Genomic DNA, 22488 nt, shown 5'->3' on the forward strand with positions numbered 1-22488 from the left:
GCCGGTTGCTGGGTCGGCCGATCGATCACGGTCCCGACCCCGAGAGAGCCCACTGCCGGTGCCGGTGCTATTAACTCGGTCTGTCGCTTCTTGTCGGCCGAATGGAGGGGATCCTCTGGTACGTGCTGACGGGCACGCGGGGTGGGACCAACCGGGCACGGATTCTCCGAGCGCTCGACGATCGCCCGCGGAACGCCAACCAGCTCGCGGCGGATCTCGACCTCGATTACAAGACGATCCGCCACCATCTCGACGTGCTGGTGGACAACGACGTCGTCGAGTCTACCGGCGACGACTACGGCGCCGTTTACCTCCTGACGGACCGGACCGAGCACAACTGGGAGACGGTCGAGGACATCATCGCGGAGGTCGAGTGAGTATGGTCGAATTTGGGAAAGAGTATATTTCAGGCGTGTTCGAAGGGAGGCACAGATGGGTATCTGGCTAGATGCCGCCAGCGCGGCGACGGCACTGAACGTGTGCATGCTCGTCGTGCTGACGGGCATCTGGCTCCGGAACTACGGCGAGTTCCGGTCGAAGCACACGCTCGGGTTCGTCGTCTTCGGCGTCCTGCTGCTCGCCGAGAACCTCCTGTCGTTTTACTACTACGTCCTCGACCCGCAGGTCGCGACGCTGTTGTCCTCGGCGGCCCCGGTCGCCGGCCGGGCGATGATGTTCGTCCAGTTACTGGAGTTCGGTGCGCTCGTCTTTCTCACCTGGATCACGCTCGATTAGTCCAGGACGCGATTCCCGCCGTACCGAGGCGATTTCGGAGAGAATTGGGTGAGAACCTGGCCGCGGTGTGGTGACACCTGGGAAAATCGTCTTTTAGACAGTCGTGGAGCGTTCTCACGATGGTCGACAGAACTCGGCGAACGGTACTCGCGACGGTCGGTGGAACGGTTGCGCTCGGACTGGCCGGCTGCAGTCAAAACGAGGGTGCGGGCGGAACCGAGACGAACGGCACCACGACCGACGAAATGACAGAGGGAGAGACGACAGAGGAGGAGACGACCACGACGGAGACGATGTCCGATGAGATGGCGAACGTCCGCGTCGCGCACATGTCCCCGGACGCGCCGAACGTCGACGTGTACGTCGACGGCGACCCGGTGCTGACTGACGTTCCCTTTCGGACCACGAGCGACTACCTCGAACTCGCGCCCGGGACGTACACGGTGATGATCACGGCCGCGGGCGACGAGAGCACCGTCGTCTTCGAGGACGACCTGACGGTCGAAGCGGCCGACTACACGGTCGTCGCAGCCGGGGAACTCGCCGACGACGGCGAAGCCTTCGAAGTACTCGTACTGGAAGACGATACGAGCGACCCCGGTGGCGACAGCGCGCGAGTCAGGCTGGTTCACGTCGCACCCGACGCGCCGGCCGTCGACGTCACCAGCGGCGGCACGACGGTGTTCGACGGGGCTGCGTACGGTGAAACCGCGACTCAGACCGTCCCGGCCAACGACTACACGCTGGAGATCCGACCGGACTCGGACGGGGACGACGCCGAGGTCGTCGCCGACTACGACGTGTCGCTGAACGGTAGAACGGCCTACACGGTCTTCGCTGCCGGGTACCTCTCCCCCGACGACGAACCGACTGACGAGTCCTTCGACCTGCTCGTCGAACAGGACGCGAGCTATTGAGGCCGGCTCCGGATTCCCACGAAAACGGTCCCCCTGACGCACGACGCGATGACGGTCCCGGGCGGGAAGAGTCCGAACCCCCGTTCTGTCATCGAACCAGTTCCGGCCCTTCTCGCAATGAGTCCGACAACGAACGGACCGCTCGCAATCGCGGTGACGTGTCGATAACCCTATCAAAAATCATCATTCGTTATAAAGTGGCGCGAAAGGTTTAAATAGCTATCGCACTTACTGATAGTTAGCAATAGCCGGAGATTTCTTAAGGTTTCCGCCGCCGGCAACGCAGGACATCCAATGAGCGACACAACAATCAGAACCTCGGACGCGGAACAGACGCGGGAACGACAGTCGATCGAGTCGACGCCGGAGGCCGTTTCGACGGACGAACAGGAGGCAAACGAGAACGAAGTCTGCCCGGAGTGCAGCGGCAGCCTCGTCACTGACAGCGAACACGGCGAGACAGTCTGTCGTGACTGCGGGCTCGTCGTCGAGGAAAACGAGATCGACCGCGGACCGGAGTGGCGCGCGTTCAACGCCTCCGAGAAGGACAACAAGAGCCGGGTCGGAGCCCCGACGACCAACATGATGCACGACAAGGGGCTCTCGACCAACATCGGCTGGCAGGACAAGGACGCCTACGGGCGGTCGCTGTCCTCCAGCCAGCGCGAGAAGATGCAGCGACTCCGCACCTGGAACGAGCGGTTCCGGACCCGGAACTCCAAAGAGCGCAACCTGAAACAGGCGCTGGGCGAGATCGACCGCATGGCCTCGGCGCTCGGCCTGCCCGAGAACGTCCGCGAGACCGCCAGCGTCATCTATCGCCGCGCGCTCGACGAGGACCTCCTTCCCGGACGGTCCATCGAAGGCGTCGCCACCGCGTCGCTGTACGCCGCCGCACGGCAGACGGGAACGCCCCGAAGCATCGACGAGATGATCGCCGTCTCCCGGGTCGACGACATGGAGATGACCCGGACCTACCGGTACATCATCCGGGAACTGAAACTCGAGATCAAGCCGGCCGACCCGGAGAGTTACGTCCCCCGATTCGTCTCGGACCTTGACCTCTCCGAGGAGGTCGAACGCGGAGCTCGCGAACTCATCGAGGACGGCCGCCAGGCCGGACTCCTCAGCGGCAAGTCGCCGGTCGGCCTCGCGGCCGCCGCGGTGTACGCCGCCTCCCTGCTGGCCAACGAGAAGGTCACCCAGTCCGAGGTCAGCGAAGTCGCGAGCATCAGCGAGGTCACCATCCGCAACCGGTACAAAGAGCTACTGGAAGCCAAACAGGTCGCGGCCTGATTCCGGACTCTCGGGGTGTGAACTCTTGGCAACCTTTTTCTGCCTGCCGTATGTGAACAATAACCACATGAAGGAGACATACGTCCGGTTGCTCTGCCCGGAGTGTAAGAAGGGATGGGAGTCGACGCCCAGCGACCTCCCGTCACACAAGCGGACGTTCCACTGTCCGAACTGTCACGCGAGCCGGCGGCTCGCCGAGTTCACGCGAACGGAACACGATCTGGAGACGCTGAAGTCGGTGCAATAGAACCCGACTCGGCGGCGGTTCAGTCGCTCGTCGGCGACAGTGCGCCACAGGCCTCACAGCGGAGCATCAGTGCTCCTTGCTCGCGCTCGAACTTGGTGTCGGGGAGCCCACACTCCGAACAGAGGACGTACTCCTCGACGTACTCGTCGAGGGCGTCCTGAACGCGTCGTTGTCCGAACTCGCCGGTCAGTCTGGCACGGCCGCTCTCGTCGATGTGCCCGCTCGTCCCGAGTTCGCTCTGGAGGAACTTCATCACGTGGTCGTCTTCGCGGTCGAGTCGCTTCGTCGTGGACTGGAAGTTCTCGTAGACCGTGACGTTGCCTTCCTGTCGGACCTCGGGGTCCGGCACGTCGAACCGGTCGGTGCTGCCCTCGATCTCCGGGGTGTGCTCCATCGCCCGGTCGAGTTGGTCTTCGTAGTCCATATCTGGACTCAACCGCGCACGAGACAAAAAAGTTTCAGCCGGCGCGCGCGACGTATATGGGTGTCGATCGACGATGATTCCGAACGTACCGAGTATGAAACAACTCTGTTTAGATTGATTGACGACCACAAATCACTTGAAAACCCCCTTATTGCCGGCTCTCCGGCAGGGTCGTGTGTTAACGGTCCTCAGAGTAATACTATAACCCTTGAGTGGTTACGCTCGGGTGACCATGAAGAAGCAGGAACTCATCCATCTCCACGGCCTGCTTGCACAGGTACAGAACCACTACGAAGAGCGCACAGGGAACACCGTCGAGCACGACGAGTACGCGCGAATCAACGTCCGACCGACGTCGATTCACAAGTCCAAGGACGACCACAAGGAAGCCGTCTTCGCGCTGGCGGACGGCATCAACTCCGAGATGTCCGAGGAGAAGACCGAACAGATTCCTGCTGCGGCCGACTGAGCGGACTCTTTGCGTCGTTTTCTCTCTTGCAGTCCGAGTCTTCACTTTCTCTGACGGCTCTCACCGACAGCAAGCGACGGGTAATGAGCCGCAAGTCCTAACAGAACTGTTGTCGTGAAAACCGGCGAGCGTTACTTGTCGATGAGTTCCTCGAACTCGGGGAGAACCTCGTCGTCGGCCGACTGGTCGCCCGCCGCATCGTCGACCGTCTCGTCGGCCGTCGTCTCCTCGGACGCCTCCGCGTCCGAGTCCGTCTCGGTCTCCTCGTCGTCGTCCTCTTTGACTTCCTCGATTTCCAGCACGTCGAGCGGGATGTTCTCGAGCCGTTGACCGATCTCCTTCCGGGCGATGCGGGCGGCGTGTTCCTCGCGTTCGACGTTGAACACGGTCATCTCCAGTTCGAGGGCGACGAGGCTCTCGTCGGCCGCAATAAAGGCCGGCTCCAACCCCTCACCGCAGTGTGGACAGGACCGCTCGCCCATGTTGATCTCGACGTAGTTGAGATCGGGATTGAGCATTTCACCCGTTTTCGAGATGGCGATGCGGACGGCTTCGTCCGGTGTCTCGACGTCGTACACCGGAACTGCGGCCTCCACGACAACTCTGCAGTTCATGCCAACTGATTGGCGAGCCAGTGGTAAGAAGGTTAGCGTCCGTTCAACCGGTATCGGGAGCCTTCACGCGTTACGGACTGCCTGTTTCCGAACTCGACACCGACCGGGAACACCGGGAACCGCTGTAGCGACTCGTAACCCCCAAGCGTGTCCACCCCCTCCCACCCATCGATGGAACAGGGCGTCATCCCCGTCGAGTCGCTGTCCGGTGGCTTCGATCTGCAGTCGACCATCGAGAGCGGGCAGTCCTACCTCTGGCACCGCGAGGACGGGACGACCTACGAGACCGACCGGGCCTACGGCGACGACGGCTGGTACTGGACCACGTTCCGACCCGCCGACCGCACTGACCCCGCAGTGGTCCGCGTTCGCCAACTCGACGGCCGCCTGGAGTGGGAATCGGGCGTCGACGCCGAGGCCCACCTCCGTCAGCGCCTCCGACTCGACGACGACCTCGACGCGATTCTCGACGCGACACCCGACGACCGACTGCTCGCGGACGCCTACGAGACCTATCGCGGAATGCGACTCGTTCGCGACCCGCCGTTCGGGACACTCGTCTCGTTTATCTGCTCGGCACAGATGCGCGTCGCCCGCATCCACGGGATGCAAGCGGCGCTCCGCCGGACCTATGGCCAGGAGGTTACCTTCAAGGGTAACTCTTACCGGGCGTACCCGACGCCGGAGGCGCTCGCGGGAGCGACTGAGGCGGAACTCCGGGAGTTAGGACTCGGCTACCGTGCGCCCTACGTCCAGCGCAGCGCCGAACTGGTGGCGACGGGCGACCGCGACCCGGTCGACGCGACGGGTCGCCCCTACGAGGCGGCCCGCGAGTTCCTCACCGGGTTCGTCGGCGTCGGGCAGAAGGTGGCCGACTGCATCCTGTTGTTCTCGCTGGGCTACCTCGAAGCGGTGCCCCTGGACACCTGGATCCGGTCGACGATCGAGGAGTACTATCCCGAGTGTGACCGGGGGAACTACGACGAGACCTCACGAGCGATCCGAGCGGCCTTCGGCGGGGAGTACGCGGGCTACGCCCAGACGTACGTCTTCCACTATTTGCGCAACGGCGATGATTGAGGCGGGAGTCACGTACCTTTTGAGCGGCGCGAGTCAAGATCCAGCCATGAGCGACAGTGGCCGCGCCCACGTGTTCGTCACCGGCAAGGTGCAGGGAGTGTACTATCGAGCGAACACCCGGGATACAGCGCGTGAACACGGCGTCGACGGCTGGGTCCGGAATCTCGACGACGGCCGCGTCGAAGCCGTCTTCGAGGGACCGGAAGCCGACGTCGAGGCGCTCGTCGAGTGGTGCCACGAGGGCAGCCCCCGGGCACGCGTCGACGGCGTCGAAGTCGAGTACGAGGACCCCGAGGGGATCGACGGGTTCGAGATTCGGTACTGAACTCCCGCAGGCTTAACGGTCGGCCCCTCGAAGCCAGGCCCATGATGCGGATACAGGATCAGGCCGTCCTCGACGAGAACGCCGCGGCACTGGGGGTGCCACGAAAGCAGTTGATGGAGTCCTCCGGGCACGCCGTCGCCCGCGTCGTCCGCGAGGTGGCCGACGCCGACAGCGAGGTCGCGATCGTCGCCGGCCGCGGGAACAACGGCGGCGATGCCTTCGTCACCGCCCGTTTCCTGGACGACTACGACGGTAGCGTCCACCTCCTCGGCCGTGCCGAGACCATCACCACGGATATCGCCAGGGAAAACTGGGACGCCCTCCAGCGAGCGGAACTCGACGCCCGTGAAGTCCGGGACTCAGCCGACCTCGACCTGGGGAGTCCCGACGTGATTATCGACGCCATGCTCGGCACCGGCGTCACGGGCGCGCTCCGGGAGCCCGAGGCGACGGCCGCCCAGCGAATCAACGACGCCGACGCGACGGTCGTCGCCGTGGACGTGCCTTCGGGGGTCAACGCCGACACGGGCGAGGCCGCCGGCGTGGCCGTCGAAGCCGACCACGTCGTCACGTTCCACGAAACCAAGCCCGGACTCGCGGCTGTCGACGCCGACGTGACGGTCGCCGACATCGGCATCCCCGAAACCGCCGAACGGTTCGTCGAACGCGGCGACCTCCTGCGCCTCTCCCGGGACCCGGCGAGTCACAAGGGCGACCACGGCGAAGTGCTGGTCGTCGGCGGCGGCCCCTACACCGGCGCGCCGGCGCTCGCGGCCCAGTCGGCGTTTCGGGCCGGCGCGGACCTCGTTCGCGTCGCCTGTCCAGAGTCCGTCGCCAGCGAAGTGCAGAGCTTCGAGGAGGGGATCATCACCCGCGCCTTCGCCGGCGAGATGCTCCAGCCAACCCACGTCGACCAGCTCCTCGATCGCGCCGTCCAACACGACGTGGTCGTGTTCGGCCCCGGACTCGGCGACGCCAACGGGACGCTCGAAGCCGTCGGGGAGTTCCTCGAGGCGTTCGACGGCCGGGCCGTCGTCGACGCCGACGCGCTCCAGGTCGTCCCCGACGTGGAGACCGATGCGACGCTGCTGTGTACGCCCCACCAGGGCGAACTCCAGGCGATGGGCGGCGAGACCGACGAGGACTGGCGCGAACGGAACGACCTCGTGGCAGGGTTCGCCGACGACATCGGCCACACCCTGCTCGTCAAAGGTGCCTACGACGTGATCTCCGACGGAGAAATGACGCGCGTCAACCGCACCGGAAACCCGGGAATGACGGTCGGCGGCACCGGCGACGTGCTGGCGGGCGCGGCCGGGGCGCTGCTCTGTACCCAGGACCCGGTCGACGCCGGTGCCATCGCGGCCTACGCGAACGGCCGCGCCGGCGACATCGTCGTCGAGGATCGCGGGTTCGGCCTGACGGCCGCGGACCTGCTCGATGCACTCCCCACGGCACTCTGGGGTGATCAGGATGAGTGAAGATCCCGCAGAGACGAGCGACCGGGACGACCTCACCCACACCGACGACACTGGGTCGGTCCAGATGGTCGACGTGGGCGACAAACCCGACACGGCTCGTCGAGCGACGGCCCGCGGCGAGATACACCTGCAGGAATCGACGGTGGCGGCCATTCGCGAGGACGGTATCGAGAAGGGCGACGTGCTGGCGACGGCCCGCGTCGGCGCAGTCCAGGCCGTCAAACACACCTGGGAGACGATCCCGATGTGTCACCAGATCCCGATCACGAACGTCGACACCGACTTCGAACTCGACGACGACCGCGTCGTCCTGACGGTCGCTGTCGAGACAACGGGAAAGACCGGGTGCGAGATGGAGGCCCTGGAGGGCGTCACGACCGGGCTGAACGTCGTCTGGGACATGGTCAAGGCCGCGGAGAAGGACGCCGACGGGGGGTACCCGGACACGGCGATTCGTTCGGTCGAGGTCGTCGAGAAGGAAAAGCGCTCTCTCGCGTGAGAATCGACCCCCGGGTTAGGCCGTTGTGAGTTTTGTGGTCGATACCTAACCGCGAAACATAAGTTCTGGAACGGCTTACATAGGACTACACATGAGAAACATCGGACTGAAAGCCCGAATGGCGGTAGTGGGGTCGATACTGTTCGCCTTCTACACGCTGGGTATTTCGTTCTTCTACGCGGTGTTCGGCGTCCCGATACCGATACTTGTCGGACTGAGCGTCGTCTTCGTCGTCTTCCAGTACAAGCTCAGCAAATGGTTCACGCTCCGGTCGCTCAAGGGCCAGGAGTTACCCGAGGACAAGTATCCCGAGATCCATCGGTTCGTCGAGCAAACCAGCAGGGACATGGGTATCGACAAGCCGACGCTGTACCTCGTCGAAATGGGGGTTCCCAACGCCTTCGCGCTCGGTCGCCGGGGCAACGGGACCGTCGCGGTCTCCCGTGAACTGATCCAGTTGCTCGAACGCGACGAACTCGAAGGCGTCGTCGCTCACGAGCTGGCCCACCTCCAGAACCGCGACTCCATCGTCATGCAACTGGGGCAGGGCGTCGCCTCGGTCATCGGCTTCGCCGCCTACTTCGCGGTCATTCTCTCGGGCGACAACGATCTCGTCGACATCTTCATCGGGATGATCGTGAGCAACATCGCCCAGATGCTGGTGATGGTGTTCGTCTTCGCCATCTCCCGACACCGCGAGTACGTCGCCGACAGGGACGCCGCGACGGCGATCGGTCGCGGTGACCCGCTCGCGCGTGCCCTGGAGAAGATCTCCGCCGGTGCCCAGCGGAGTCAGCCGACCGATGCAGCCAAAGAGGTCAACGCCCTCTGTATCTTCGGCGGCGGCGCGAGCCTCCTGTCGACGCACCCGCCGACCGAAAAGCGCATCGAACGGCTCCGCAGTTACTGATGGTCGCTCGCGAACTGATCGCGGCCGTCCTCGGCGTGGGATTCGGACTCTTCCTCGTCGCCTTTCCGCAGGCGTTCGTCCGGTCGTGGACCGCCGGCCGCGGCCGGCCGGACCCCTCCCGCGGCGAGTACGGTGCGGACGGGTCCACGCCCGAGAAGTGGCTGTGGGTCGTCCGCGGTGCCGGCGTCCTCGTCGCCGCTATCGGAATCGGGTTCGGCGCGTCGCTGTACCTCTAGAAGAAACAGAACCGAACGACGTCACGCGGACTCGGCCGGCACCAGTTCGCCGGCTTTCGACCGGGACTGCTCGACGACGGCCGGACGAGCCTCGAACTCGATGACGACTTCGTCGCCGTAGTCGACGGTGTCGACGTGTGCGTGGTCGTGGATCCAGGAGACGACGCTCATCGTGTCGTCGGTCATCGGGAGCACGAGCCGTTCTTCCACCAGTTCGGGTAGTTCGCCGTCGATACGCTCACGGAGTTCCGCGACGTTCTCGCCAGTCTTGGCGCTCACAGCGACCGGGTTGGGCGCGAGCGCCGACAACGCCTCGCGTTTCTCCTGTAGTTCCGCGTCGCTGACGGCGTCCGTTTTGTTGAGCACCGTCACGATGGGCGCTTCGTTGCGCTCGTAGAGCGTGTCGTGACAGGTGACGAGTTTCTCGCGGATCTCGTCGATCGGTTCGCTCACGTCGACGACCAACAGGACGAGATCGGCGCGGTACACGGCGTCCAGCGTCGACTTGAACGACTCGACGAGCCAGTGGGGCAGGTCCGTGATGAACCCGACCGTGTCGGTGACGAGCACGTCCCGCCGGTCCATGTCGACGCGGCGAGTCGTCGTGCCGAGCGTGGTGAACAGTCGGTCCTCGCTCTCGGCGGTCGTGTCCAGGTCCGGATGGAGGTCGACGTTCTCGTCGACATCGAGGTCCTCGGCGAGGCGGCGCAACAGCGTCGATTTCCCGGCGTTCGTGTAGCCGGCCAGCGCCACCAGGTCGAACCCGGACTCCCGGCGCTGCTCGCGGCGGTGTTGCTCGGTCTGCTCGATGTTTTCGAGTTCGTCCCGGATGTTGGAGATCTGTTTCTTGATGTCACGCTCGCGGGACTCGTCGTACTCGCCCAGCCCCATGAACCCCGGGCGCTCCTCGCGCTTGGCGAGACTGGCCTTGGCCTCCGCTCTGGGGAGTTCGTACCGGAGTTGTGCGAGTTCGACCTGGAGTTGCGCCTTCCGGGTCTGGGCCCGCTGGCCGAAGATCTCCAGGATGAGCCGGAAGCGGTCGATGATCCGCGTGTCCTCGGGGAGCTTGTTCCCGAGGTTGTAGGTCTGATAGGGGCCGAGCTGGTTGTCGAAGATCACGACACTCGCGTCGGTCGCGGCGACCGTTTCCGCCAGCGTCTCGGCTTTCCCCTCGCCGATGTGGTGTGCCGGATCCTCGGTACGTGTCTGGGTCAGTTCGCCGACGACCTCGTACCCGGCCGCGCGTGCCAGATCACGAACCTCCTCGGTGCTCGCCGTCCCCGAGTCCACCCGCTTCGCGACGACCGCTCGCTCCGTGTGTGTTTCTGTCTCCGTCACTTACCCCCCGATAGGGGACCTGCCTATTTAAACATCTGGCCGCCTCCCGTCGGTCGGTTCCGTCTGACGCGCGGCAGACGGGCACAAAAGCCTTAACCTAACGTCCTCGGTTTCCTTATGTGACATGGTCGATATAACACCCCAGCAGATCGGGCTCGAAGTCGGCGGTGGCGCGCTGGTCGGGGCGATCATCGGCTTCGCGGCCAAGAAGATCGCCAAGATCATCGCGATCATCGTCGGCCTCGAGCTGATGCTGTTCAAGTTCCTCGAAACGAAGGGCATCCTGATCGTCGACTGGAGCGCCATCTCCGGCGCGGCCAGTGACGGGGCCGACACCGCGGCCCAGGCCCCGGGCTGGGTCATGAGCTTCCTGGCGGCGCTCCCGGTCGGCGTCGGCTTCACCGGCGGCTTCGTGGTCGGATTCAAGAAAGGATAAGACGGCTGGTTTCTGCGGACTGTTTCTGTGACTGCTCTCACGGAGCGGTCTCGCCGCTCGGTGGCGTGAACTCGCCGGTCCCGCCGTTCGGGGTCGTCGGCTCTTCTGGTTCGGGTTTGGGCTGTTTGTCCCCGCCCGTGAGGAACTCGATCACGTTACCGATCAGGACCTCGTTGTCCGCGTCCCGGTAGTACGACGGTTCGAGGAACGTCGAGTCCCCGATGACGGTGGCGTTCCCGTTGCGGGCCGCGACGCCGTAAGCCTCGTTCGACCGCGTCGTCGAGAGGTGAGTGCGGTCGGTCGCAGTCAGTAGCGTCTCGGCCGTTCCGTTGTTGGCCGCGACGGGCGTCACGCGCTGGAACACGGCCCGGTCGACGCCGTCGGTCAGGTTCGTTCCGCCGGACGGCGTCGCGTAGACGTGCTGGAAGTTGTTGGCGTTGTCGTGCATGTTGTACAGGTAGCCGGTGCCGACCGACATCCCGAACTGCGAGGACAGCGCCGTCAGCTCCGTCGAGACGCGCTGGGCACTCAGTCCACCGAGCAGGCCGCCCGAGACCTGCGTGCTAGCCGGTTCCGCGACCAGCAACACCCGACCGCCGCGGTCGGCGAAGTCGGCGACGCCCCGGACCTCCGGGGCCCGATACGGTTGCCGGGGCGCGACGACGACGAAAGCGTCGGCACCGCGCAGCGACGCGTTGAGTTCCGGTGCCCGGCCCTGCTGGCTCCCGGAGCCGTGGAACCGGACCTCGTGACCGGCTTCGACGAGCGACTGGACGAGCGGCTGGAGTTCCTCGCGAGTGAACCCGTTCGCGTGGGCCCGGTCGATGACGATTACCTTCGACTCGCCGTCAGAATCGGTCGTGACGGTTCCGTTCTCGGACGGAACGTCGACGAGGTTCGTCGCCGAGTCGAGCGTGCTCGCGTTTGCCGCCGTCCGGGCCTCCGACCCGGTCGACGCCCCGAGCAGTGGACTGACGGCCGCGACGAGCACGACGAGGGCGACGATGCCGACGAACGCGCCCGCGAGCTTCGAGGCGTTACTCATCGGTGATCACCTCCCGGTCCTCGACGCTGCCGTAGAGTGCGAGGTACTGGTAGGTCTCGACGCCGCGATAGCCGAAGGTGTCCTCCTCGACGACGACCGTCGTGTTCCCGTCACCGGTCTGGACCTGGCCGAGTAGCGAGATGCCCTGCTGTTGCGGGGGCTCTTTCTCGACGACGGCGTAGTCGTCGAGGTCAGCACGGGAGGCGGCGTGGGCGATCGCAGTATCCTGATCACCGATTCGGTCGGCGATACCGTTCTCGACCGCCCGTGAGCCCAGATACACCTTCGCGTAGGAGACCTGTTCGCGGGTCAGATCGAGTTCGCTTCCGCGTTCTTCCATCACGGTCCCGACGAACTCGCTCCGAAGCGTCTCGGCCTGTGCGAGCGCTTCTTCCCGGGTGAAGCCCGAGCCCTTGTCGGGGCCGGAGGTGATCGCACCCGGTGGCTGGGCACCGGTCGGTGCGGTCGCGACGACGCCGACGCTTCCGATCAGCGAGCCGGGCGTGACGTAGATCCGGTCCGCCGGGAGCATGCCGAAGTAGCCCCCGGAGGCACCGACGCCTTCGACGCTGGCGACGACCGGCATCTCCGCGGCGGTCCGGTTGACCGCCAGGTAGAGGGATTCACTGGCAGGGACCGATCCCCCGGGGCTGTTGACCTCGAGGACCACTGCCTGGATCGATTCGTTCTGACGCGCTTCGCGGAGGTCGTCTCGGACCCTGTCGACCGAGCCGCTCGTGATCGGCCCTTCGATCGTGACGACCGCGACCGCGTCCGGTGAGCTCTGGCCCAGGCCGCGCGTGACACCCGCGGCATACGGAGCCATCACCGCACCGATCAGGACGGCGACGACCGCGACGACCGCGTACTGCCAGGCGGCCGGCCCAGTCGTCTCGTTCTCTCGTGACATGACGCAGGCGGGTCCACACGGTGACAGCAAAGAAGAGTTTCCAAACTCGTAACTGATTTATCGGAATTCACGGCGACGGGAGACCGAGTGCAGGGAAGACGTGGTTACCGAGTCGAAATCTCGTCCTCGTCGGAGATGATCCGGGTCTCGGCCTCGCCGCTCGTGTGTTCGTTGACCAGATTGTAGAAGTCGTTTTGCATGCCAGCCGGGAACTGGATGACGCCGACCCAGGAGCCGTCGCCCTGCCACTCCTCGCTTTGCAGGTCGCCGAACTGGCGGATATGCGATTGGGCCTTCCCGGCGTAGTCGGCCGGCACCTGCACCGCCACGGTCATCTCGTCGAACCTGATCGGGATCACCGGGCGGAGCATGTCGAGTGCCTCGTCGACCTGGTTCTCGACGGGCTCCATCGGATCGATCTTGAACCCGGCTTCCTCCAGCGCCGACTCGATGCGGTCCGGAGGGTGGGGCGCGTCGTCCATCTGCGGGTTGACCGCGTTCCGGGTGATGTGGTTGACGAGTTGCTTGTGTTTCTGTTCCTGCATCTCGCGGCGCTGTTCGGCCGTGATCTGGATCTCACCCCGTTTGATGACCTCCGGGATGACCTCCAACGGATCCGTCGTGTCGAACACCTCTTCGAGTGCGTCCTCGGGCGGGCGGTCACCGCGGGAGGCGTCCTCGAAGACGTCCTCGGCGGCGATGACGTCCTCCAGTTCGCCGTCGAACTCCTCGCGTTTGATCGTGAGCGCCGCGTCCGGATCGACCAACACCTCGAACCGCTGCCCGTGAGACTCCAGGCGGGCCGTCACCGCCTCGTCGAGCGAAATCATAGCTGAGGGTTACACCGGCACGCATATAAGGTGTTTCCCGCTCGAACTCGATAACCCGCGACAGAGTTGCTGGTTGGCGTCGTTAGGTCGGCTCGAAAAACAGATTCGCCGGAATTACTCCGTGTCGTCGGCGCCCTCGTCCGCGTCGGCGGCCTCGTCGTCCGCGTCGGCGGTCGAGTCCGCTTCGTCTTCAGGGGCGAGCAGATCGAGATCGACCAGGTACTCCTCGACTTCTTCGTCGGTGAGCATCCGGTAGCGTCCGGTTTCGGCGTCGATCGTCGCGAGGCCGACGCCTTCGGGTCGGAGCTGGTCGTCGTTGACCGAGGCCAGCGAGCGCAGCGCCAGTCCGACGGCCTCGACCAGATCGATGTCCTCGCTGTAGTGTTCTTCCAAGTGGTCCCGGATCTCGCCGCGGTCGGCACCGACGGCCAGTGCCTTCCACTCGTAGGGGGTCCCCGAGGGATCCGTCTCGAAGAGGCGAGGTTCGCCGTTCTTGTCGACGCCGCCGACGATGAGCGCGACGCCGAACGGTCGGGCACCGCCGATCTGCGTGTACTGCTGGATGTGGTCGGTGACCTCCTTGGTGAGCGTCTCGACGCCGATGGGGTCGCCGTACCGGAGCTGATTGACCTGTGCGCGTCGTCGGGCGAAATCGATCAACTGTCGGGCGTCGGCGACGTGACCGGCGCTGGCGACGCCGATGTGGTCGTCGGCCTTGTGAATCTTCTCGACGGAGGAGCGCTCCATCAGCGGCGACCGGATGCGTTTGTCCACCGCGAGAACGACGCCGTCCTCCGCGCGGATGCCGATGGAGGCGGTCCCCCGTTTGACGGCCTCGCGAGCGTACTCGACCTGATAGAGGCGTCCGTCCGGGGAGAAGATGGTGATCCCCCGGTCGTAGGCCTGCTGTTGTGATTGTCCCTGCATAGTTACTCGAAATCGAGCTCCGTCGCCCCCGCGAACGCCGAGTCGACTGTCACGTCGTACCGGCCGTCCCGCACGACGGCAGTCCGTTCGCCGCCCTCGAAGGTGACTGTTCTCTGGTCAGGTGCTTCCGGGTCTGCTCCTAAATACTTTTCTTCACAGGCACGTACCGTCCCGCTCACGCCCCGCACTCTGAGGCCCAGTTCCTGTCCGTCGATCCCGTCGAGACAGGCCACGGCCGCCCGCGCCCGGTCGACCTCGTCTCGTCGCGTTCGAACGATCGCGTACCCGCACCCGTCGTCCAGCTCGAACCCGATGACGGTCAGGTCGAGGTCGGCGCTGGCGGCGTCACCGAAGAGGTTCTGGGCGGCGTACCACAGGTGTCGCTGGAACTCACTGCGGCCCACGGCTGTGTCGGGCCAGCTCTCGATGCCCACCGCCAGATACCGCCAGCGCGGTCGCAGGTGTTTCGGCAGGTGTTTCATGGGTCGATCTCGGCTGCTTCCGCCACCGGGACGCGTTCCGCGACGAGAACGCCGACCTGGTCGTGGACCCGCTCGACCGCGGTCAGCGTGAATCCCGCATCGGTCAGTGCGTCAGCTAACAGTCCGACCGTCGAGGGATCGTCGACCTCGGGCGTGTAGAACGGCTCCTCGGGGTCCGGTTCGCCGAAGAACATCACGTCTCCGAGGACGAATCGCTGCGGTTCCAGTGCCGCGATCCCGTCGATCGCGTCGCGTTTCTCCGCGTCGCTCAGGTGGTGCATCGCGAAGTTCGAGACCACGACGTCGACGTCGGCGTCGTCCGGCACGTTCGGCTCGCGAAAGCGCCCCTCACCGAACTCGACGTTGTCGAGACCCTCGGCGTCGGCTTTCGACCGCGCCTGGTCGAGCATCCCCTCGCTGATGTCGCGCCCGACGACGCGACCGGCGTCGGGAGCCAGCGCGAGCGCGATCGCGCCGGTTCCGGTCCCGAGGTCGAGGACCACGTCGTCCGAACTCGGGTCGGCGTGGTCGACGACGAGTCCGGCACAGGCGCGATACTCCGCGGACTGGTCCTCGTCGTAGTCGTCGGCGACCTCGTCGAACCGAGCGGCGTGTTCGTCCAGGCTCCGTTTCATATCCGTTCCTGTGTTGCCAGCCCAAAGAAGGACTCGGAACGACGGGACGGGACCGTGAAACACCCCCAAAACCAAAGATGACCCCGTTCGGACAGGAACTATGCAACGGCAGGTACAGGGGGCGGTCATCGCGGTGAGCGGACTCCTCTTGACAGGCATCCAGATCGTCCACGCGACCAGTCGGACGCGGACGACGGTCGGACTGCTCATCGACGCGGCCCCGTTCGTTCTGATGGCGCTGGCGATCTCCTTTACGGGGTACTGGATGCTCCGGGGCGACGACGGTGAGCACACGACCGTCGTCGGAGCGTGGGTCGTCGGCGGTGCGGTCGGCTTCGCCGCAATCGCCGCGCTCCTCCTGACCAGCATGAACGTCGCGCTCGATACGTTCCCGGTCTTCGAGTCGGCACCCGCCATCGCGATCGACCTCATCACGGTCGGGGCGCTCGCGGGTGTCCTCGTCGGCGTCTACGACGCGCGGAGTCGGACGCGCCTGACCGAACTCGAACGCCAGCGCGACCGCATCGAGGGCTTTGCCAACCGCGCCGCGGACGTGAACAACTACGGCCGGGCGCTCAACCAGTCGGCCACCATGGAGGAGGTGTCGGCTCTCTGTATCGAAGCCGTCGCGACCCTCGCCGACATCAGCGACACCGCCTTCGTGGAACACCGTGGCGACCTGGCGACGGTCGTCGACAGCACCATCGTCGGCGTTCCCGACGAGACCGTCGCGCAACTGTCGGCGCGGGGCGAGGACGCCGACCTGGCGACCGTCGTCTCTCACACCGACAGGCTCCCCGACACGCTCGACGAGAGCGTCGAATCGGTCCTGACGATCCGCGTCACGCAGACCGAACACAGTGCGATCACGATCGTCGCGCTCACCCGCGGCACGGAGACCATCACCGAAGAGACACAAGCGCTCCTGGAGATGCTCGTCTCCCACGCCGGCACCGCATTGAACAACATCTACACTCCCGGCAGTCAGACGGCCAGTGCCGACGACGACCACGTCGACATCGAAGTCGAATCAGGTACCGACGAGGACCGCAACTAGTCGCCCGATCCGTCGTCCAGCCCCGACCCCTCGTACTCCCCGCGCCGGACGCCGGGTTCGACGAACGCGTCCGACTGTCGGTCCCGGTTGCGATCCGCCAGTCGTCCCCACTCGGCGAGTCCCGCGTCGATCTGCTCGCCGGTGAACCCGACGGCCTCACCGACAGCCCGGAGCTCCCGAGGCGCTCGCAGGTGCAGGTGTGAGCGCGCATCGCCGGTCACGACGAAGGGCACGTCGTAGTGGTCGACCAGTTCGCGAAGTTTCCGGAGGTCCTGGATGGCCTGGACACGTCGACCGCCCTCCACGCGGAGCACGCGAGCGAGCGAGAACTCGACGCGAACGCCGTTCCGCGCGGCTTCCTTCGCGAGGACGTGATTGAAATCGCCACCGTCCATCGGGTGAGCCAGCACGTCCACCGCTGATTGCTCGACGGCAAAGCGGTTCATCCGATTGCTCCCGCCGTGCACGCAGACGACGGTCCGCTCGGGGCGATAGTTGCCCACGTAGCCGCTGGCTCGCGAGGGATCGTCCGCTCGAACCTCGACCCCGTTGACGATGTCGATGTCGTACCTGTCCCGGACGCGGTCGAGGTCCGCGTCGTGTCGGCTGTCACCGTGATTGCGGACGACCAGCCCCGAAAAGCCGTACTCGCTAGCGGTTCGCGCCAGCCGAGAGACCGTACTCGCTCCATCCGGCCGCGCGTGAACCGCCTCGTACATACCTCATCGGTGTCCCCGGCCGCCTCTTTGGCGTTTCGAATACCTGTGGGGAGCAGTATGGTCGGCCCAGGAATACCAGCAGATTGATTGCCAGGACTGCGGTCTTTAGCTTCGAATCGTGTAGAAACGGCATGGGCGCTGCAGGATTTGAACCCGCGACAGCTTGGTCCGAAGCCAAGTACTCTGTCCAGACTGAGCTAAGCGCCCTCGGTCCGTCGTATTCGGTGTGCCCTGTTAAACGCCTCGGTTCGCCCCAACCGTGTAACCCCCTCACGGGAGAGACACCGACACACGATAACCCGTATCGGGTGCTTTATCAGTCACACCTCGGAGACTCCACGCATGGCGACGGTCGAGCGCGTTCGTGGGCTGATCGAGCTGACGCGACCCGTGAACTCGGTAGCGGCCGGGGTACTGACGTTCATCGGGTCGTTCGTCGCGGCGGCGGGCGGACTCCCCGTAGCACCGGTCGTCGGAGCGATCGGTGCGACCGTGCTCGCAACGGGGGCCGGCAACGCCATCAACGATTACTTCGACCGCGAGATCGACCGAATCAACAACCCGGACCGTCCGATCCCTCGCGGGGCCGTCTCACCGCGGGACGGGCTCTGGTTCAGCATCGGCCTGTTCGGACTGGCAGTCGTATTGGTGCTGGCACTCCTCCCGCCGCTGGCGATCGCCATTGCGGTACTCAACCTGCTCGCGCTGGTCACCTACACGGAACTGTTCAAGGGCTTGCCCGGGGTCGGGAACGCGCTGGTGGCATATCTCGGGGGAAGCACGTTCCTGTTCGGGGGCGCTGCGATCGGAAATATCGAACCGACGGTCGTGCTCTTCGTCCTGGCAGCGCTGTCGACGCTCGCCCGGGAGATCATCAAGGACGTCGAGGACATCGCCGGCGACCGGGAGGAGGGCCTGAACACGTTACCGATCGCGGTCGGAGAGCGGCGGGCGATGTGGCTGGCAGCGGCCATGCTGGTCGTCGCCGCGCTGGCCAGCCCACTCCCGTATCTGACCGAAACCTTCGGCGTCGCGTATCTGGTCGTGGTCCTCCCGGCGGATCTCATCATGTTGTACGCTGGGTACGAGGGGTTCACCGATCCGACGGCGGGACAGTCCCATCTGAAGTACGGAATGTTCCTCGCGGCGGTGGCGTTCATCGTCGGCCGGGCCGCGACGCTGGCCTGAGAATTACCTGGGAATCGACCGCAGCCAAAAGCATATATGCGTTCCCGAACCACTGTACGGTAAAGATAATTCGACCGCGAGAGGGGGCTATTCCCGCGGTCTGAGTCTTTCAGCGAGGACCTTCCATGTATGATCTCGGTTCGGAGTTCGGCGAGGCGACGGTGGATCCCGGCACGAACATCCTCATTGCCGGGCCACCGCTGAGCGGCAAGCGCCAGCTGGCGATGCGGGCGCTCGAACGGGGGTCGGAGGCGGGCGACGGGTCGATCATCGTGACGACGCGGGACAACGCCGAGCGAGTGCAGGAGGACTTCCGCTCGATACTGACCGCACCCGAGGAGGCGAATCTCGGGATCGTCGACTGCGTCACGAAACACCAGGGCCAGTCGGTGCAGGATTCGAACGTCGTCAAGTACGCCTCCTCGCCGATGGACATGACCGGCATCGGGATCAAGTTCTCCGAGTTCGTCGAGGAGTTCTACCGCAACCGGAACGTCAAGCGAAACCGCGTCATGCTGGACTCGCTGTCGACGCTATTGCTGTACTCGGACCTCCAGACGGTTTTTCGGTTCATGCACGTGTTTACGAGCCGGATCGAGAACGCCGACGCCGTCGGCATCCACGTCATCGAATCGACGGCCCACGACGAGGAGACGATGAACACCCTCAAGCAGTTGTACGACGGCATCGTCAGGACCGACGAGGACCGCAACGTCAGCCTGCAACTCCCGGGCGTCGACACCGGTGCCGTTGGCCACTGAGCCCGGCAGTATCCTTTTGTCTCGGCGTGGCCACTCTCCACGTATGCCCGTCGAAAGCGACGCGGAGATCGGCGAGATACTCGACTACGACACCATCGCCGTCGTCGGCTGTTCGGCCTCGCCCGGCAAGGAGGCCCACGAGATCCCGAAGTACATGCAGGCCCACGGCTACGAGATCGTGCCGGTAAACCCGTACGCTGACGAGGTCCTCGGGCGGGAGGCGTACGACTCGCTGACCGACGTCGAGGAGTCCGTCGACATCGTCAACGTGTTCCGGCCGAGCGAGGAGGTGGCCGGTATCGTCGACGAGGCCGTAGAACGCGACGACGTCCAGGTCATCTGGACACAACTGGGGATCACGGACGATCAGGCAGCCGAACGGGCCGAAGACGACGGCCGCCGGGTCGTCCAGGACCGGTGTCTCAAAGTCGAACACCAGCGGTTGAAACCCTGAACGGCGCTTCGATCAGTCTTCCGGCTCCGCCGCGGTACCGCCGGCGGCGTCGCTCGCTTCCGTCGCGGTGTCGGTCCCAGTCCCGTCCGTTTCGGCCTCTTCGATGGCCGCGTCGGCGAGGACCTGTTCGACGTCGATCCCCTGCTCGTCGGCGAGCGCGTCGAGGAGGGCCCGCTGTTCGTCGAGTTCGTGATCCATGCGGTCGACCTGTTCGCTGGTTCGGTCGACTTTCTCCCGCAGGTCCTCGATCTGTCCGCGGAGTTCGTTGATCTTGGCGTAGGTCTTCTCCGCCGAGTCGACCATCTTCTGAATCTTCTTTTTCGTGTCGCCGAGTCCGACCATACGGGCCGTTCACTGCGAAGGTTTGTGGCCGTTTCGGCTGGCACCGAGGAGAACGCCGCGATTAAGTCCGATGGCTCCGGACGTCGAGGCATGGACGACCTGCGGCTCGCGCCACTCGTCGGAATCGTCGCCTCGCTGGGGTTTCTCGTCACGCTGGGTGTGCCGTACGTGCTGGCTGATTCGGCGTCCGCGGTGGGCGCGTACTACACGTCCGGCGCGGTCAACCCGCTGTTGGCGGGTCTGTTCGCACTCGTCACGATCATCGTCTTCGCCGCAGGCCGCGAGGGACGAACGGATCCCGAACTCGCGGCCGGCGTCGCGCTCGCGCTGGGTGCGTTCATGACCATCGTGGCCGTCGCGTGGGCGCTGACGGTTCGCGTCGACGTCATCGCCATCCAGACGAGCCATCGCTGGATCGTGGTCGCGGTATCGGCGATCGTTCCCGTGAGCGGTGCGTGGTTCGCGCGTGCCCTCGGAGTCTTGTAAGTGGGGGACGGGAGGGTACTGTTCCGAAAGGTCCTTAAGTTACTCCGGATTAGTGATGAATGGACTAGGCCGGGCAGTTAGGCCCTGCTCGTCACCCGTGGTATGGTCTTTAGCGGGGGCCGAATCTCGGGGGCGTACGGTCAGACGGCCGTGGGCCCCGCAAGCCAACGTCGAAGCCTCGTCCTGCGGGGGCGGCGGTCCACGATGGCTCACCTGCAGGGGTGACCTGTCGTGGTTAGCCGGAGACAGCCCGTCAGGCGCGGAAGCGAGCAGCGGATCTCTGGACACCCGTCGCTCGTAGGGTCGCGGGGTGGAGGAGGTGCGCGGGCTTACCCACGTCCGAACGCCGGGCAACCTCGAGGTCCATTCCATTCATCCGATATTGTTACGTCGAGGAGTATCCTCGCTCGCGAGTGCTCGGTGCGGGAACCACGTTTTTCGAGAAGGGGTTCGCGCTCCACGCGAATCCGACGAAGAAAACGGTAGTTAGTCGTCGGTCGCCGGTTCGGCCACACCCTCGACGTTCGCGAGTTCGAGGTCGCCGCCGATAGTGCGGTTCGGGTAGGGCATGTTGATGTCCTCGGCGTCGAAGCGCTCCTTGACGGCCTTGACGTACTCGGCACGGGTCTTGACGAAGTCGCCGCGCGAGGGGTTATCGATCCAGATGCGGGACTGCAGTCCGACAGAGGAATCGCCGAGTTCGACGAGGCGGACCGACGGCGCGGGGTCGTCGAGGATCTCCTCGTGGGCTTCGGCCTCCTCGACGATGATCTCGGTGGCTTCGTCGATGTCGTCGTCGTAGCCGATGCCGAACAGGAACTTCAGACGGAGTTGGTCCTTGGCGACGGGGTTCTTGATGACGCCGTCGGTGAGGTTGGAGTTCGGGACGGTCAGCAGTTCGTTGTCGAAGGTACGGACTCGCGTCACGCGGAGGCTGATGTCCTCGACGACGCCGGACTGGTCGTCCCACTCGATCCAGTCGCCGATGCGGAACGGCCTGTCGGTGAAGATGAAGATGCCGGCGACGAAGTTCCTGATGACCTCCTGCATGGCGAAACCGATGGCCAGCGTCGCGGCGGCGGCGACCGTCGCGAGCGACTGGAGGAAGTTACCGAAGCCGGCCAGCCCGAAGGCGACGGCGATGGCGACGAAGACGATCAGGATCCGGGTGATCTTGATCAGCGGTTTCCGGGCGTGAGCGTCGAGACCACGGGCGTTCAGCACGCGGTTGACGAGCGGACTGACGGTGAGGCGGCCGACGAAATAGAGGGCCAGAAAGGCCACGACGAAGGTAATCGTCGCGCCGGCGGCCCCGGCGAACTCACCGGGAACGCCGCCCCGGGTGAGCAGTTCAGCGACGAACGACGCCCCCGACTGGAGCGGTACCGTCACCGCTCTAGCACCGCCGTATGGCCGCGTGTTTCGACGAGGTCAGCGTTCACGTCATCGGCGAGTTCGTCGGCCAACGCCTCGGTCGTCGTCCCGCCGCGGGCCGCCCGGAGGAACTTCACCTTCACGAGGTTGCGCTCGGCGAGTTGGTCCGAGAGTTCGTCGACGACGGCTTCGATCCCGTTCTTGCCGACCCACACTGTCACGTCGAGGTCGTGAATCCGCTGACGGCGGTTATCGTTGGTCATGATATCGA

31 protein-coding genes, 1 tRNA gene and 1 other RNA gene are annotated in these 22488 nt (G+C 65.0%); 19 read left to right on the forward strand and 14 right to left on the reverse strand.

The genetic code is table 11. The annotated features are described in order from the left end of the window. The first annotated feature begins 101 nt into the window (after nt 1-101). The 5 genes from E2481_RS04830 (at nt 102) to E2481_RS04850 (ending at nt 3195) form a co-directional block, all read left to right on the forward strand. On the forward strand, nt 102-377 hold the full coding sequence (locus E2481_RS04830; RefSeq protein WP_136716007.1) for a winged helix-turn-helix domain-containing protein: 276 nt from the start codon (nt 102-104) through the stop codon (nt 375-377). 55 nt (nt 378-432) lie between these two features. Continuing rightward, complete coding sequence (locus E2481_RS04835) at nt 433-735, forward strand: hypothetical protein (protein WP_136716008.1); 303 nt, start codon at nt 433-435, stop codon at nt 733-735. 119 nt (nt 736-854) lie between these two features. Beyond that, a complete protein-coding gene (locus tag E2481_RS04840; protein WP_136716009.1) occupies nt 855-1652 on the forward strand; it encodes a DUF4397 domain-containing protein in 798 nt (265 codons plus the stop codon). Nucleotides 1653-1946: 294 nt separating this feature from the next. Beyond that, nucleotides 1947-2948: a transcription initiation factor IIB gene (locus E2481_RS04845; protein WP_136716010.1), complete on the forward strand. Its 1002-nt coding sequence runs from the start codon at nt 1947-1949 to the stop codon at nt 2946-2948. A 67-nt stretch (nt 2949-3015) separates the two neighbouring features. After that, nucleotides 3016-3195 carry a DUF7836 family putative zinc-binding protein gene (locus E2481_RS04850; RefSeq protein ID WP_136716011.1) on the forward strand — a complete coding sequence of 60 codons (180 nt, stop codon included), beginning with the start codon at nt 3016-3018 and terminating at the stop codon, nt 3193-3195. Nucleotides 3196-3214: 19 nt separating this feature from the next. Here the strand turns inward: E2481_RS04850 and E2481_RS04855 are convergent, their stop codons facing one another. Beyond that, complete coding sequence (locus tag E2481_RS04855; RefSeq protein ID WP_136716012.1) at nt 3215-3619, reverse strand: translation initiation factor IF-2 subunit beta; 405 nt, start codon at nt 3617-3619, stop codon at nt 3215-3217. A 232-nt stretch (nt 3620-3851) separates the two neighbouring features. On the opposite strand from E2481_RS04855, the gene E2481_RS04860 reads away from it, so the two are divergent. Continuing rightward, a complete protein-coding gene (locus E2481_RS04860; RefSeq protein ID WP_136716013.1) occupies nt 3852-4088 on the forward strand; it encodes a UPF0058 family protein in 237 nt (78 codons plus the stop codon). Between the two features lie 131 nt (nt 4089-4219). Here the strand turns inward: E2481_RS04860 and E2481_RS04865 are convergent, their stop codons facing one another. Continuing rightward, complete coding sequence (locus E2481_RS04865) at nt 4220-4702, reverse strand: DUF555 domain-containing protein (RefSeq protein WP_136716014.1); 483 nt, start codon at nt 4700-4702, stop codon at nt 4220-4222. 171 nt (nt 4703-4873) lie between these two features. Here E2481_RS04865 and E2481_RS04870 point away from each other — a divergent pair, with 171 nt between their 5' ends. From E2481_RS04870 to E2481_RS04895, 6 genes are all read left to right on the forward strand, one after another. Beyond that, a complete protein-coding gene (locus E2481_RS04870; protein ID WP_136716015.1) occupies nt 4874-5782 on the forward strand; it encodes a DNA-3-methyladenine glycosylase family protein in 909 nt (302 codons plus the stop codon). A 46-nt stretch (nt 5783-5828) separates the two neighbouring features. Further along, entirely contained in the window at nt 5829-6107 is a 279-nt protein-coding gene (locus E2481_RS04875; protein WP_136716016.1) for an acylphosphatase, read from the forward strand. Between the two features lie 41 nt (nt 6108-6148). Then, nucleotides 6149-7588, forward strand: a complete 1440-nt coding sequence (locus E2481_RS04880) for an NAD(P)H-hydrate dehydratase (RefSeq protein ID WP_169302375.1) — start codon at nt 6149-6151, stop codon at nt 7586-7588. After that, on the forward strand, nt 7581-8087 hold the full coding sequence (moaC, locus tag E2481_RS04885) for a cyclic pyranopterin monophosphate synthase MoaC (protein WP_136716017.1): 507 nt from the start codon (nt 7581-7583) through the stop codon (nt 8085-8087). Before E2481_RS04880 ends, moaC begins: the two co-directional genes overlap by 8 nt. A gap of 91 nt (nt 8088-8178) precedes the next feature. Then, entirely contained in the window at nt 8179-8997 is an 819-nt protein-coding gene (locus E2481_RS04890) for a M48 family metallopeptidase (protein WP_136716018.1), read from the forward strand. Then, on the forward strand, nt 8997-9233 hold the full coding sequence (locus E2481_RS04895; protein WP_136716019.1) for a hypothetical protein: 237 nt from the start codon (nt 8997-8999) through the stop codon (nt 9231-9233). The genes E2481_RS04890 and E2481_RS04895 overlap by 1 nt, the downstream gene beginning before the upstream one ends. Before the next feature lie 21 nt (nt 9234-9254). On the opposite strand, the gene hflX is transcribed toward E2481_RS04895, so the two are convergent. Beyond that, nucleotides 9255-10571, reverse strand: a complete 1317-nt coding sequence (gene hflX, locus E2481_RS04900) for a GTPase HflX (RefSeq protein WP_136716020.1) — start codon at nt 10569-10571, stop codon at nt 9255-9257. A gap of 124 nt (nt 10572-10695) precedes the next feature. Here hflX and E2481_RS04905 point away from each other — a divergent pair, with 124 nt between their 5' ends. Continuing rightward, the gene (locus E2481_RS04905; protein WP_136716021.1) at nt 10696-11007 is read left to right on the forward strand and encodes an FUN14 domain-containing protein; all 312 of its coding nucleotides are present in this window, start codon (nt 10696-10698) and stop codon (nt 11005-11007) included. Nucleotides 11008-11044: 37 nt separating this feature from the next. Here the strand turns inward: E2481_RS04905 and E2481_RS04910 are convergent, their stop codons facing one another. The 6 genes from E2481_RS04910 to E2481_RS04935 all read right to left on the reverse strand — a co-directional run bounded on the left by E2481_RS04910 (nt 11045) and on the right by E2481_RS04935 (nt 15836). Further along, on the reverse strand, nt 11045-12052 hold the full coding sequence (locus E2481_RS04910; RefSeq protein WP_136716022.1) for a DUF4350 domain-containing protein: 1008 nt from the start codon (nt 12050-12052) through the stop codon (nt 11045-11047). Continuing rightward, nucleotides 12045-12962: a S49 family peptidase gene (locus E2481_RS04915; RefSeq protein WP_136716023.1), complete on the reverse strand. Its 918-nt coding sequence runs from the start codon at nt 12960-12962 to the stop codon at nt 12045-12047. Before E2481_RS04915 ends, E2481_RS04910 begins: the two co-directional genes overlap by 8 nt. A gap of 104 nt (nt 12963-13066) precedes the next feature. Further along, nucleotides 13067-13792 carry a ribosome assembly factor SBDS gene (locus E2481_RS04920; protein WP_136716024.1) on the reverse strand — a complete coding sequence of 242 codons (726 nt, stop codon included), beginning with the start codon at nt 13790-13792 and terminating at the stop codon, nt 13067-13069. Nucleotides 13793-13906: 114 nt separating this feature from the next. Then, entirely contained in the window at nt 13907-14719 is an 813-nt protein-coding gene (gene psmA, locus E2481_RS04925) for an archaeal proteasome endopeptidase complex subunit alpha (RefSeq protein WP_136716025.1), read from the reverse strand. Nucleotides 14720-14721: 2 nt separating this feature from the next. After that, the gene (locus E2481_RS04930; RefSeq protein WP_136716026.1) at nt 14722-15201 is read right to left on the reverse strand and encodes an Rpp14/Pop5 family protein; all 480 of its coding nucleotides are present in this window, start codon (nt 15199-15201) and stop codon (nt 14722-14724) included. Then, nucleotides 15198-15836: a class I SAM-dependent methyltransferase gene (locus E2481_RS04935; protein WP_136716027.1), complete on the reverse strand. Its 639-nt coding sequence runs from the start codon at nt 15834-15836 to the stop codon at nt 15198-15200. Before E2481_RS04935 ends, E2481_RS04930 begins: the two co-directional genes overlap by 4 nt. Before the next feature lie 100 nt (nt 15837-15936). Between E2481_RS04935 and E2481_RS04940 the strand changes: the two genes are divergently transcribed. Continuing rightward, on the forward strand, nt 15937-16893 hold the full coding sequence (locus E2481_RS04940) for a hypothetical protein (RefSeq protein ID WP_136716028.1): 957 nt from the start codon (nt 15937-15939) through the stop codon (nt 16891-16893). Here E2481_RS04940 and E2481_RS04945 read toward each other — a convergent pair. Together E2481_RS04945 and E2481_RS04950 are read right to left on the reverse strand one after the other, a co-directional pair. Further along, nucleotides 16890-17612 (reverse strand): RNase P subunit p30 family protein, encoded by a 723-nt coding sequence (locus E2481_RS04945; RefSeq protein ID WP_136716029.1) that lies wholly within the window; start codon nt 17610-17612, stop codon nt 16890-16892. The genes E2481_RS04940 and E2481_RS04945 overlap by 4 nt on opposite strands. 132 nt (nt 17613-17744) lie before the next feature. After that, nucleotides 17745-17819, reverse strand: a tRNA-Arg gene (locus E2481_RS04950). Nucleotides 17820-17954: 135 nt separating this feature from the next. Here E2481_RS04950 and E2481_RS04955 point away from each other — a divergent pair. The 3 genes from E2481_RS04955 to E2481_RS04965 all read left to right on the forward strand — a co-directional run bounded on the left by E2481_RS04955 (nt 17955) and on the right by E2481_RS04965 (nt 20015). Then, entirely contained in the window at nt 17955-18800 is an 846-nt protein-coding gene (locus E2481_RS04955; RefSeq protein WP_136716030.1) for a geranylgeranylglycerol-phosphate geranylgeranyltransferase, read from the forward strand. A gap of 125 nt (nt 18801-18925) precedes the next feature. Beyond that, nucleotides 18926-19561, forward strand: coding sequence for an RAD55 family ATPase (locus E2481_RS04960; RefSeq protein WP_136716031.1), 636 nt, complete (start codon nt 18926-18928; stop codon nt 19559-19561). A gap of 43 nt (nt 19562-19604) precedes the next feature. Then, the gene (locus tag E2481_RS04965; RefSeq protein ID WP_136716032.1) at nt 19605-20015 is read left to right on the forward strand and encodes a CoA-binding protein; all 411 of its coding nucleotides are present in this window, start codon (nt 19605-19607) and stop codon (nt 20013-20015) included. Between the two features lie 12 nt (nt 20016-20027). On the opposite strand, the gene E2481_RS04970 is transcribed toward E2481_RS04965, so the two are convergent. Further along, on the reverse strand, nt 20028-20357 hold the full coding sequence (locus E2481_RS04970; protein WP_136716033.1) for a DUF5798 family protein: 330 nt from the start codon (nt 20355-20357) through the stop codon (nt 20028-20030). Nucleotides 20358-20447: 90 nt separating this feature from the next. Here E2481_RS04970 and E2481_RS04975 point away from each other — a divergent pair, with 90 nt between their 5' ends. Beyond that, on the forward strand, nt 20448-20843 hold the full coding sequence (locus tag E2481_RS04975; protein WP_136716034.1) for a DUF7548 family protein: 396 nt from the start codon (nt 20448-20450) through the stop codon (nt 20841-20843). 57 nt (nt 20844-20900) lie between these two features. Continuing rightward, nucleotides 20901-21212, forward strand: an RNA gene (ffs, locus tag E2481_RS04980) — signal recognition particle sRNA. A gap of 117 nt (nt 21213-21329) precedes the next feature. Here the strand turns inward: ffs and E2481_RS04985 are convergent. Next, the gene (locus E2481_RS04985; RefSeq protein ID WP_136716035.1) at nt 21330-22235 is read right to left on the reverse strand and encodes a mechanosensitive ion channel family protein; all 906 of its coding nucleotides are present in this window, start codon (nt 22233-22235) and stop codon (nt 21330-21332) included. Further along, nucleotides 22232-22480: a YhbY family RNA-binding protein gene (locus E2481_RS04990; RefSeq protein ID WP_136716036.1), complete on the reverse strand. Its 249-nt coding sequence runs from the start codon at nt 22478-22480 to the stop codon at nt 22232-22234. The genes E2481_RS04985 and E2481_RS04990 overlap by 4 nt, the downstream gene beginning before the upstream one ends. Between the last annotated feature and the right edge of the window lie 8 nt (nt 22481-22488).

The organism is Halorientalis salina, assembly GCF_005049285.1.
GTDB classification, from domain to species: Archaea; Halobacteriota; Halobacteria; order Halobacteriales; family Haloarculaceae; genus Halorientalis; species Halorientalis salina.

Excerpts from the sequence above, each read along its gene's own strand:
- E2481_RS04960 (WP_136716031.1), top strand. The coding sequence starts at position 18,926 with ATGTATGATCTCGGTTCGGAGTTCGGCGAGGCGACGGTGGATCCCGGC.
- E2481_RS04935 (WP_136716027.1), bottom strand. The coding sequence starts at position 15,836 with ATGAAACGGAGCCTGGACGAACACGCCGCTCGGTTCGACGAGGTCGCC.
- E2481_RS04835 (WP_136716008.1), top strand. The coding sequence starts at position 433 with ATGGGTATCTGGCTAGATGCCGCCAGCGCGGCGACGGCACTGAACGTG.
- E2481_RS04955 (WP_136716030.1), top strand. The coding sequence starts at position 17,955 with ATGGCGACGGTCGAGCGCGTTCGTGGGCTGATCGAGCTGACGCGACCC.
- psmA (WP_136716025.1), bottom strand. The coding sequence starts at position 14,719 with ATGCAGGGACAATCACAACAGCAGGCCTACGACCGGGGGATCACCATC.
- E2481_RS04965 (WP_136716032.1), top strand. The coding sequence starts at position 19,605 with ATGCCCGTCGAAAGCGACGCGGAGATCGGCGAGATACTCGACTACGAC.
- E2481_RS04945 (WP_136716029.1), bottom strand. The coding sequence starts at position 17,612 with ATGTACGAGGCGGTTCACGCGCGGCCGGATGGAGCGAGTACGGTCTCT.
- E2481_RS04890 (WP_136716018.1), top strand. The coding sequence starts at position 8,179 with ATGAGAAACATCGGACTGAAAGCCCGAATGGCGGTAGTGGGGTCGATA.
- E2481_RS04840 (WP_136716009.1), top strand. The coding sequence starts at position 855 with ATGGTCGACAGAACTCGGCGAACGGTACTCGCGACGGTCGGTGGAACG.
- E2481_RS04860 (WP_136716013.1), top strand. The coding sequence starts at position 3,852 with ATGAAGAAGCAGGAACTCATCCATCTCCACGGCCTGCTTGCACAGGTA.
- E2481_RS04880 (WP_169302375.1), top strand. The coding sequence starts at position 6,149 with ATGATGCGGATACAGGATCAGGCCGTCCTCGACGAGAACGCCGCGGCA.
- E2481_RS04855 (WP_136716012.1), bottom strand. The coding sequence starts at position 3,619 with ATGGACTACGAAGACCAACTCGACCGGGCGATGGAGCACACCCCGGAG.
- E2481_RS04975 (WP_136716034.1), top strand. The coding sequence starts at position 20,448 with ATGGACGACCTGCGGCTCGCGCCACTCGTCGGAATCGTCGCCTCGCTG.
- E2481_RS04865 (WP_136716014.1), bottom strand. The coding sequence starts at position 4,702 with ATGAACTGCAGAGTTGTCGTGGAGGCCGCAGTTCCGGTGTACGACGTC.
- E2481_RS04930 (WP_136716026.1), bottom strand. The coding sequence starts at position 15,201 with ATGAAACACCTGCCGAAACACCTGCGACCGCGCTGGCGGTATCTGGCG.
- E2481_RS04940 (WP_136716028.1), top strand. The coding sequence starts at position 15,937 with ATGCAACGGCAGGTACAGGGGGCGGTCATCGCGGTGAGCGGACTCCTC.
- E2481_RS04905 (WP_136716021.1), top strand. The coding sequence starts at position 10,696 with ATGGTCGATATAACACCCCAGCAGATCGGGCTCGAAGTCGGCGGTGGC.
- E2481_RS04845 (WP_136716010.1), top strand. The coding sequence starts at position 1,947 with ATGAGCGACACAACAATCAGAACCTCGGACGCGGAACAGACGCGGGAA.
- E2481_RS04875 (WP_136716016.1), top strand. The coding sequence starts at position 5,829 with ATGAGCGACAGTGGCCGCGCCCACGTGTTCGTCACCGGCAAGGTGCAG.
- E2481_RS04915 (WP_136716023.1), bottom strand. The coding sequence starts at position 12,962 with ATGTCACGAGAGAACGAGACGACTGGGCCGGCCGCCTGGCAGTACGCG.
- moaC (WP_136716017.1), top strand. The coding sequence starts at position 7,581 with ATGAGTGAAGATCCCGCAGAGACGAGCGACCGGGACGACCTCACCCAC.
- E2481_RS04990 (WP_136716036.1), bottom strand. The coding sequence starts at position 22,480 with ATGACCAACGATAACCGCCGTCAGCGGATTCACGACCTCGACGTGACA.
- E2481_RS04870 (WP_136716015.1), top strand. The coding sequence starts at position 4,874 with ATGGAACAGGGCGTCATCCCCGTCGAGTCGCTGTCCGGTGGCTTCGAT.
- E2481_RS04910 (WP_136716022.1), bottom strand. The coding sequence starts at position 12,052 with ATGAGTAACGCCTCGAAGCTCGCGGGCGCGTTCGTCGGCATCGTCGCC.
- E2481_RS04850 (WP_136716011.1), top strand. The coding sequence starts at position 3,016 with ATGAAGGAGACATACGTCCGGTTGCTCTGCCCGGAGTGTAAGAAGGGA.
- E2481_RS04970 (WP_136716033.1), bottom strand. The coding sequence starts at position 20,357 with ATGGTCGGACTCGGCGACACGAAAAAGAAGATTCAGAAGATGGTCGAC.
- E2481_RS04830 (WP_136716007.1), top strand. The coding sequence starts at position 102 with ATGGAGGGGATCCTCTGGTACGTGCTGACGGGCACGCGGGGTGGGACC.
- E2481_RS04920 (WP_136716024.1), bottom strand. The coding sequence starts at position 13,792 with ATGATTTCGCTCGACGAGGCGGTGACGGCCCGCCTGGAGTCTCACGGG.
- E2481_RS04895 (WP_136716019.1), top strand. The coding sequence starts at position 8,997 with ATGGTCGCTCGCGAACTGATCGCGGCCGTCCTCGGCGTGGGATTCGGA.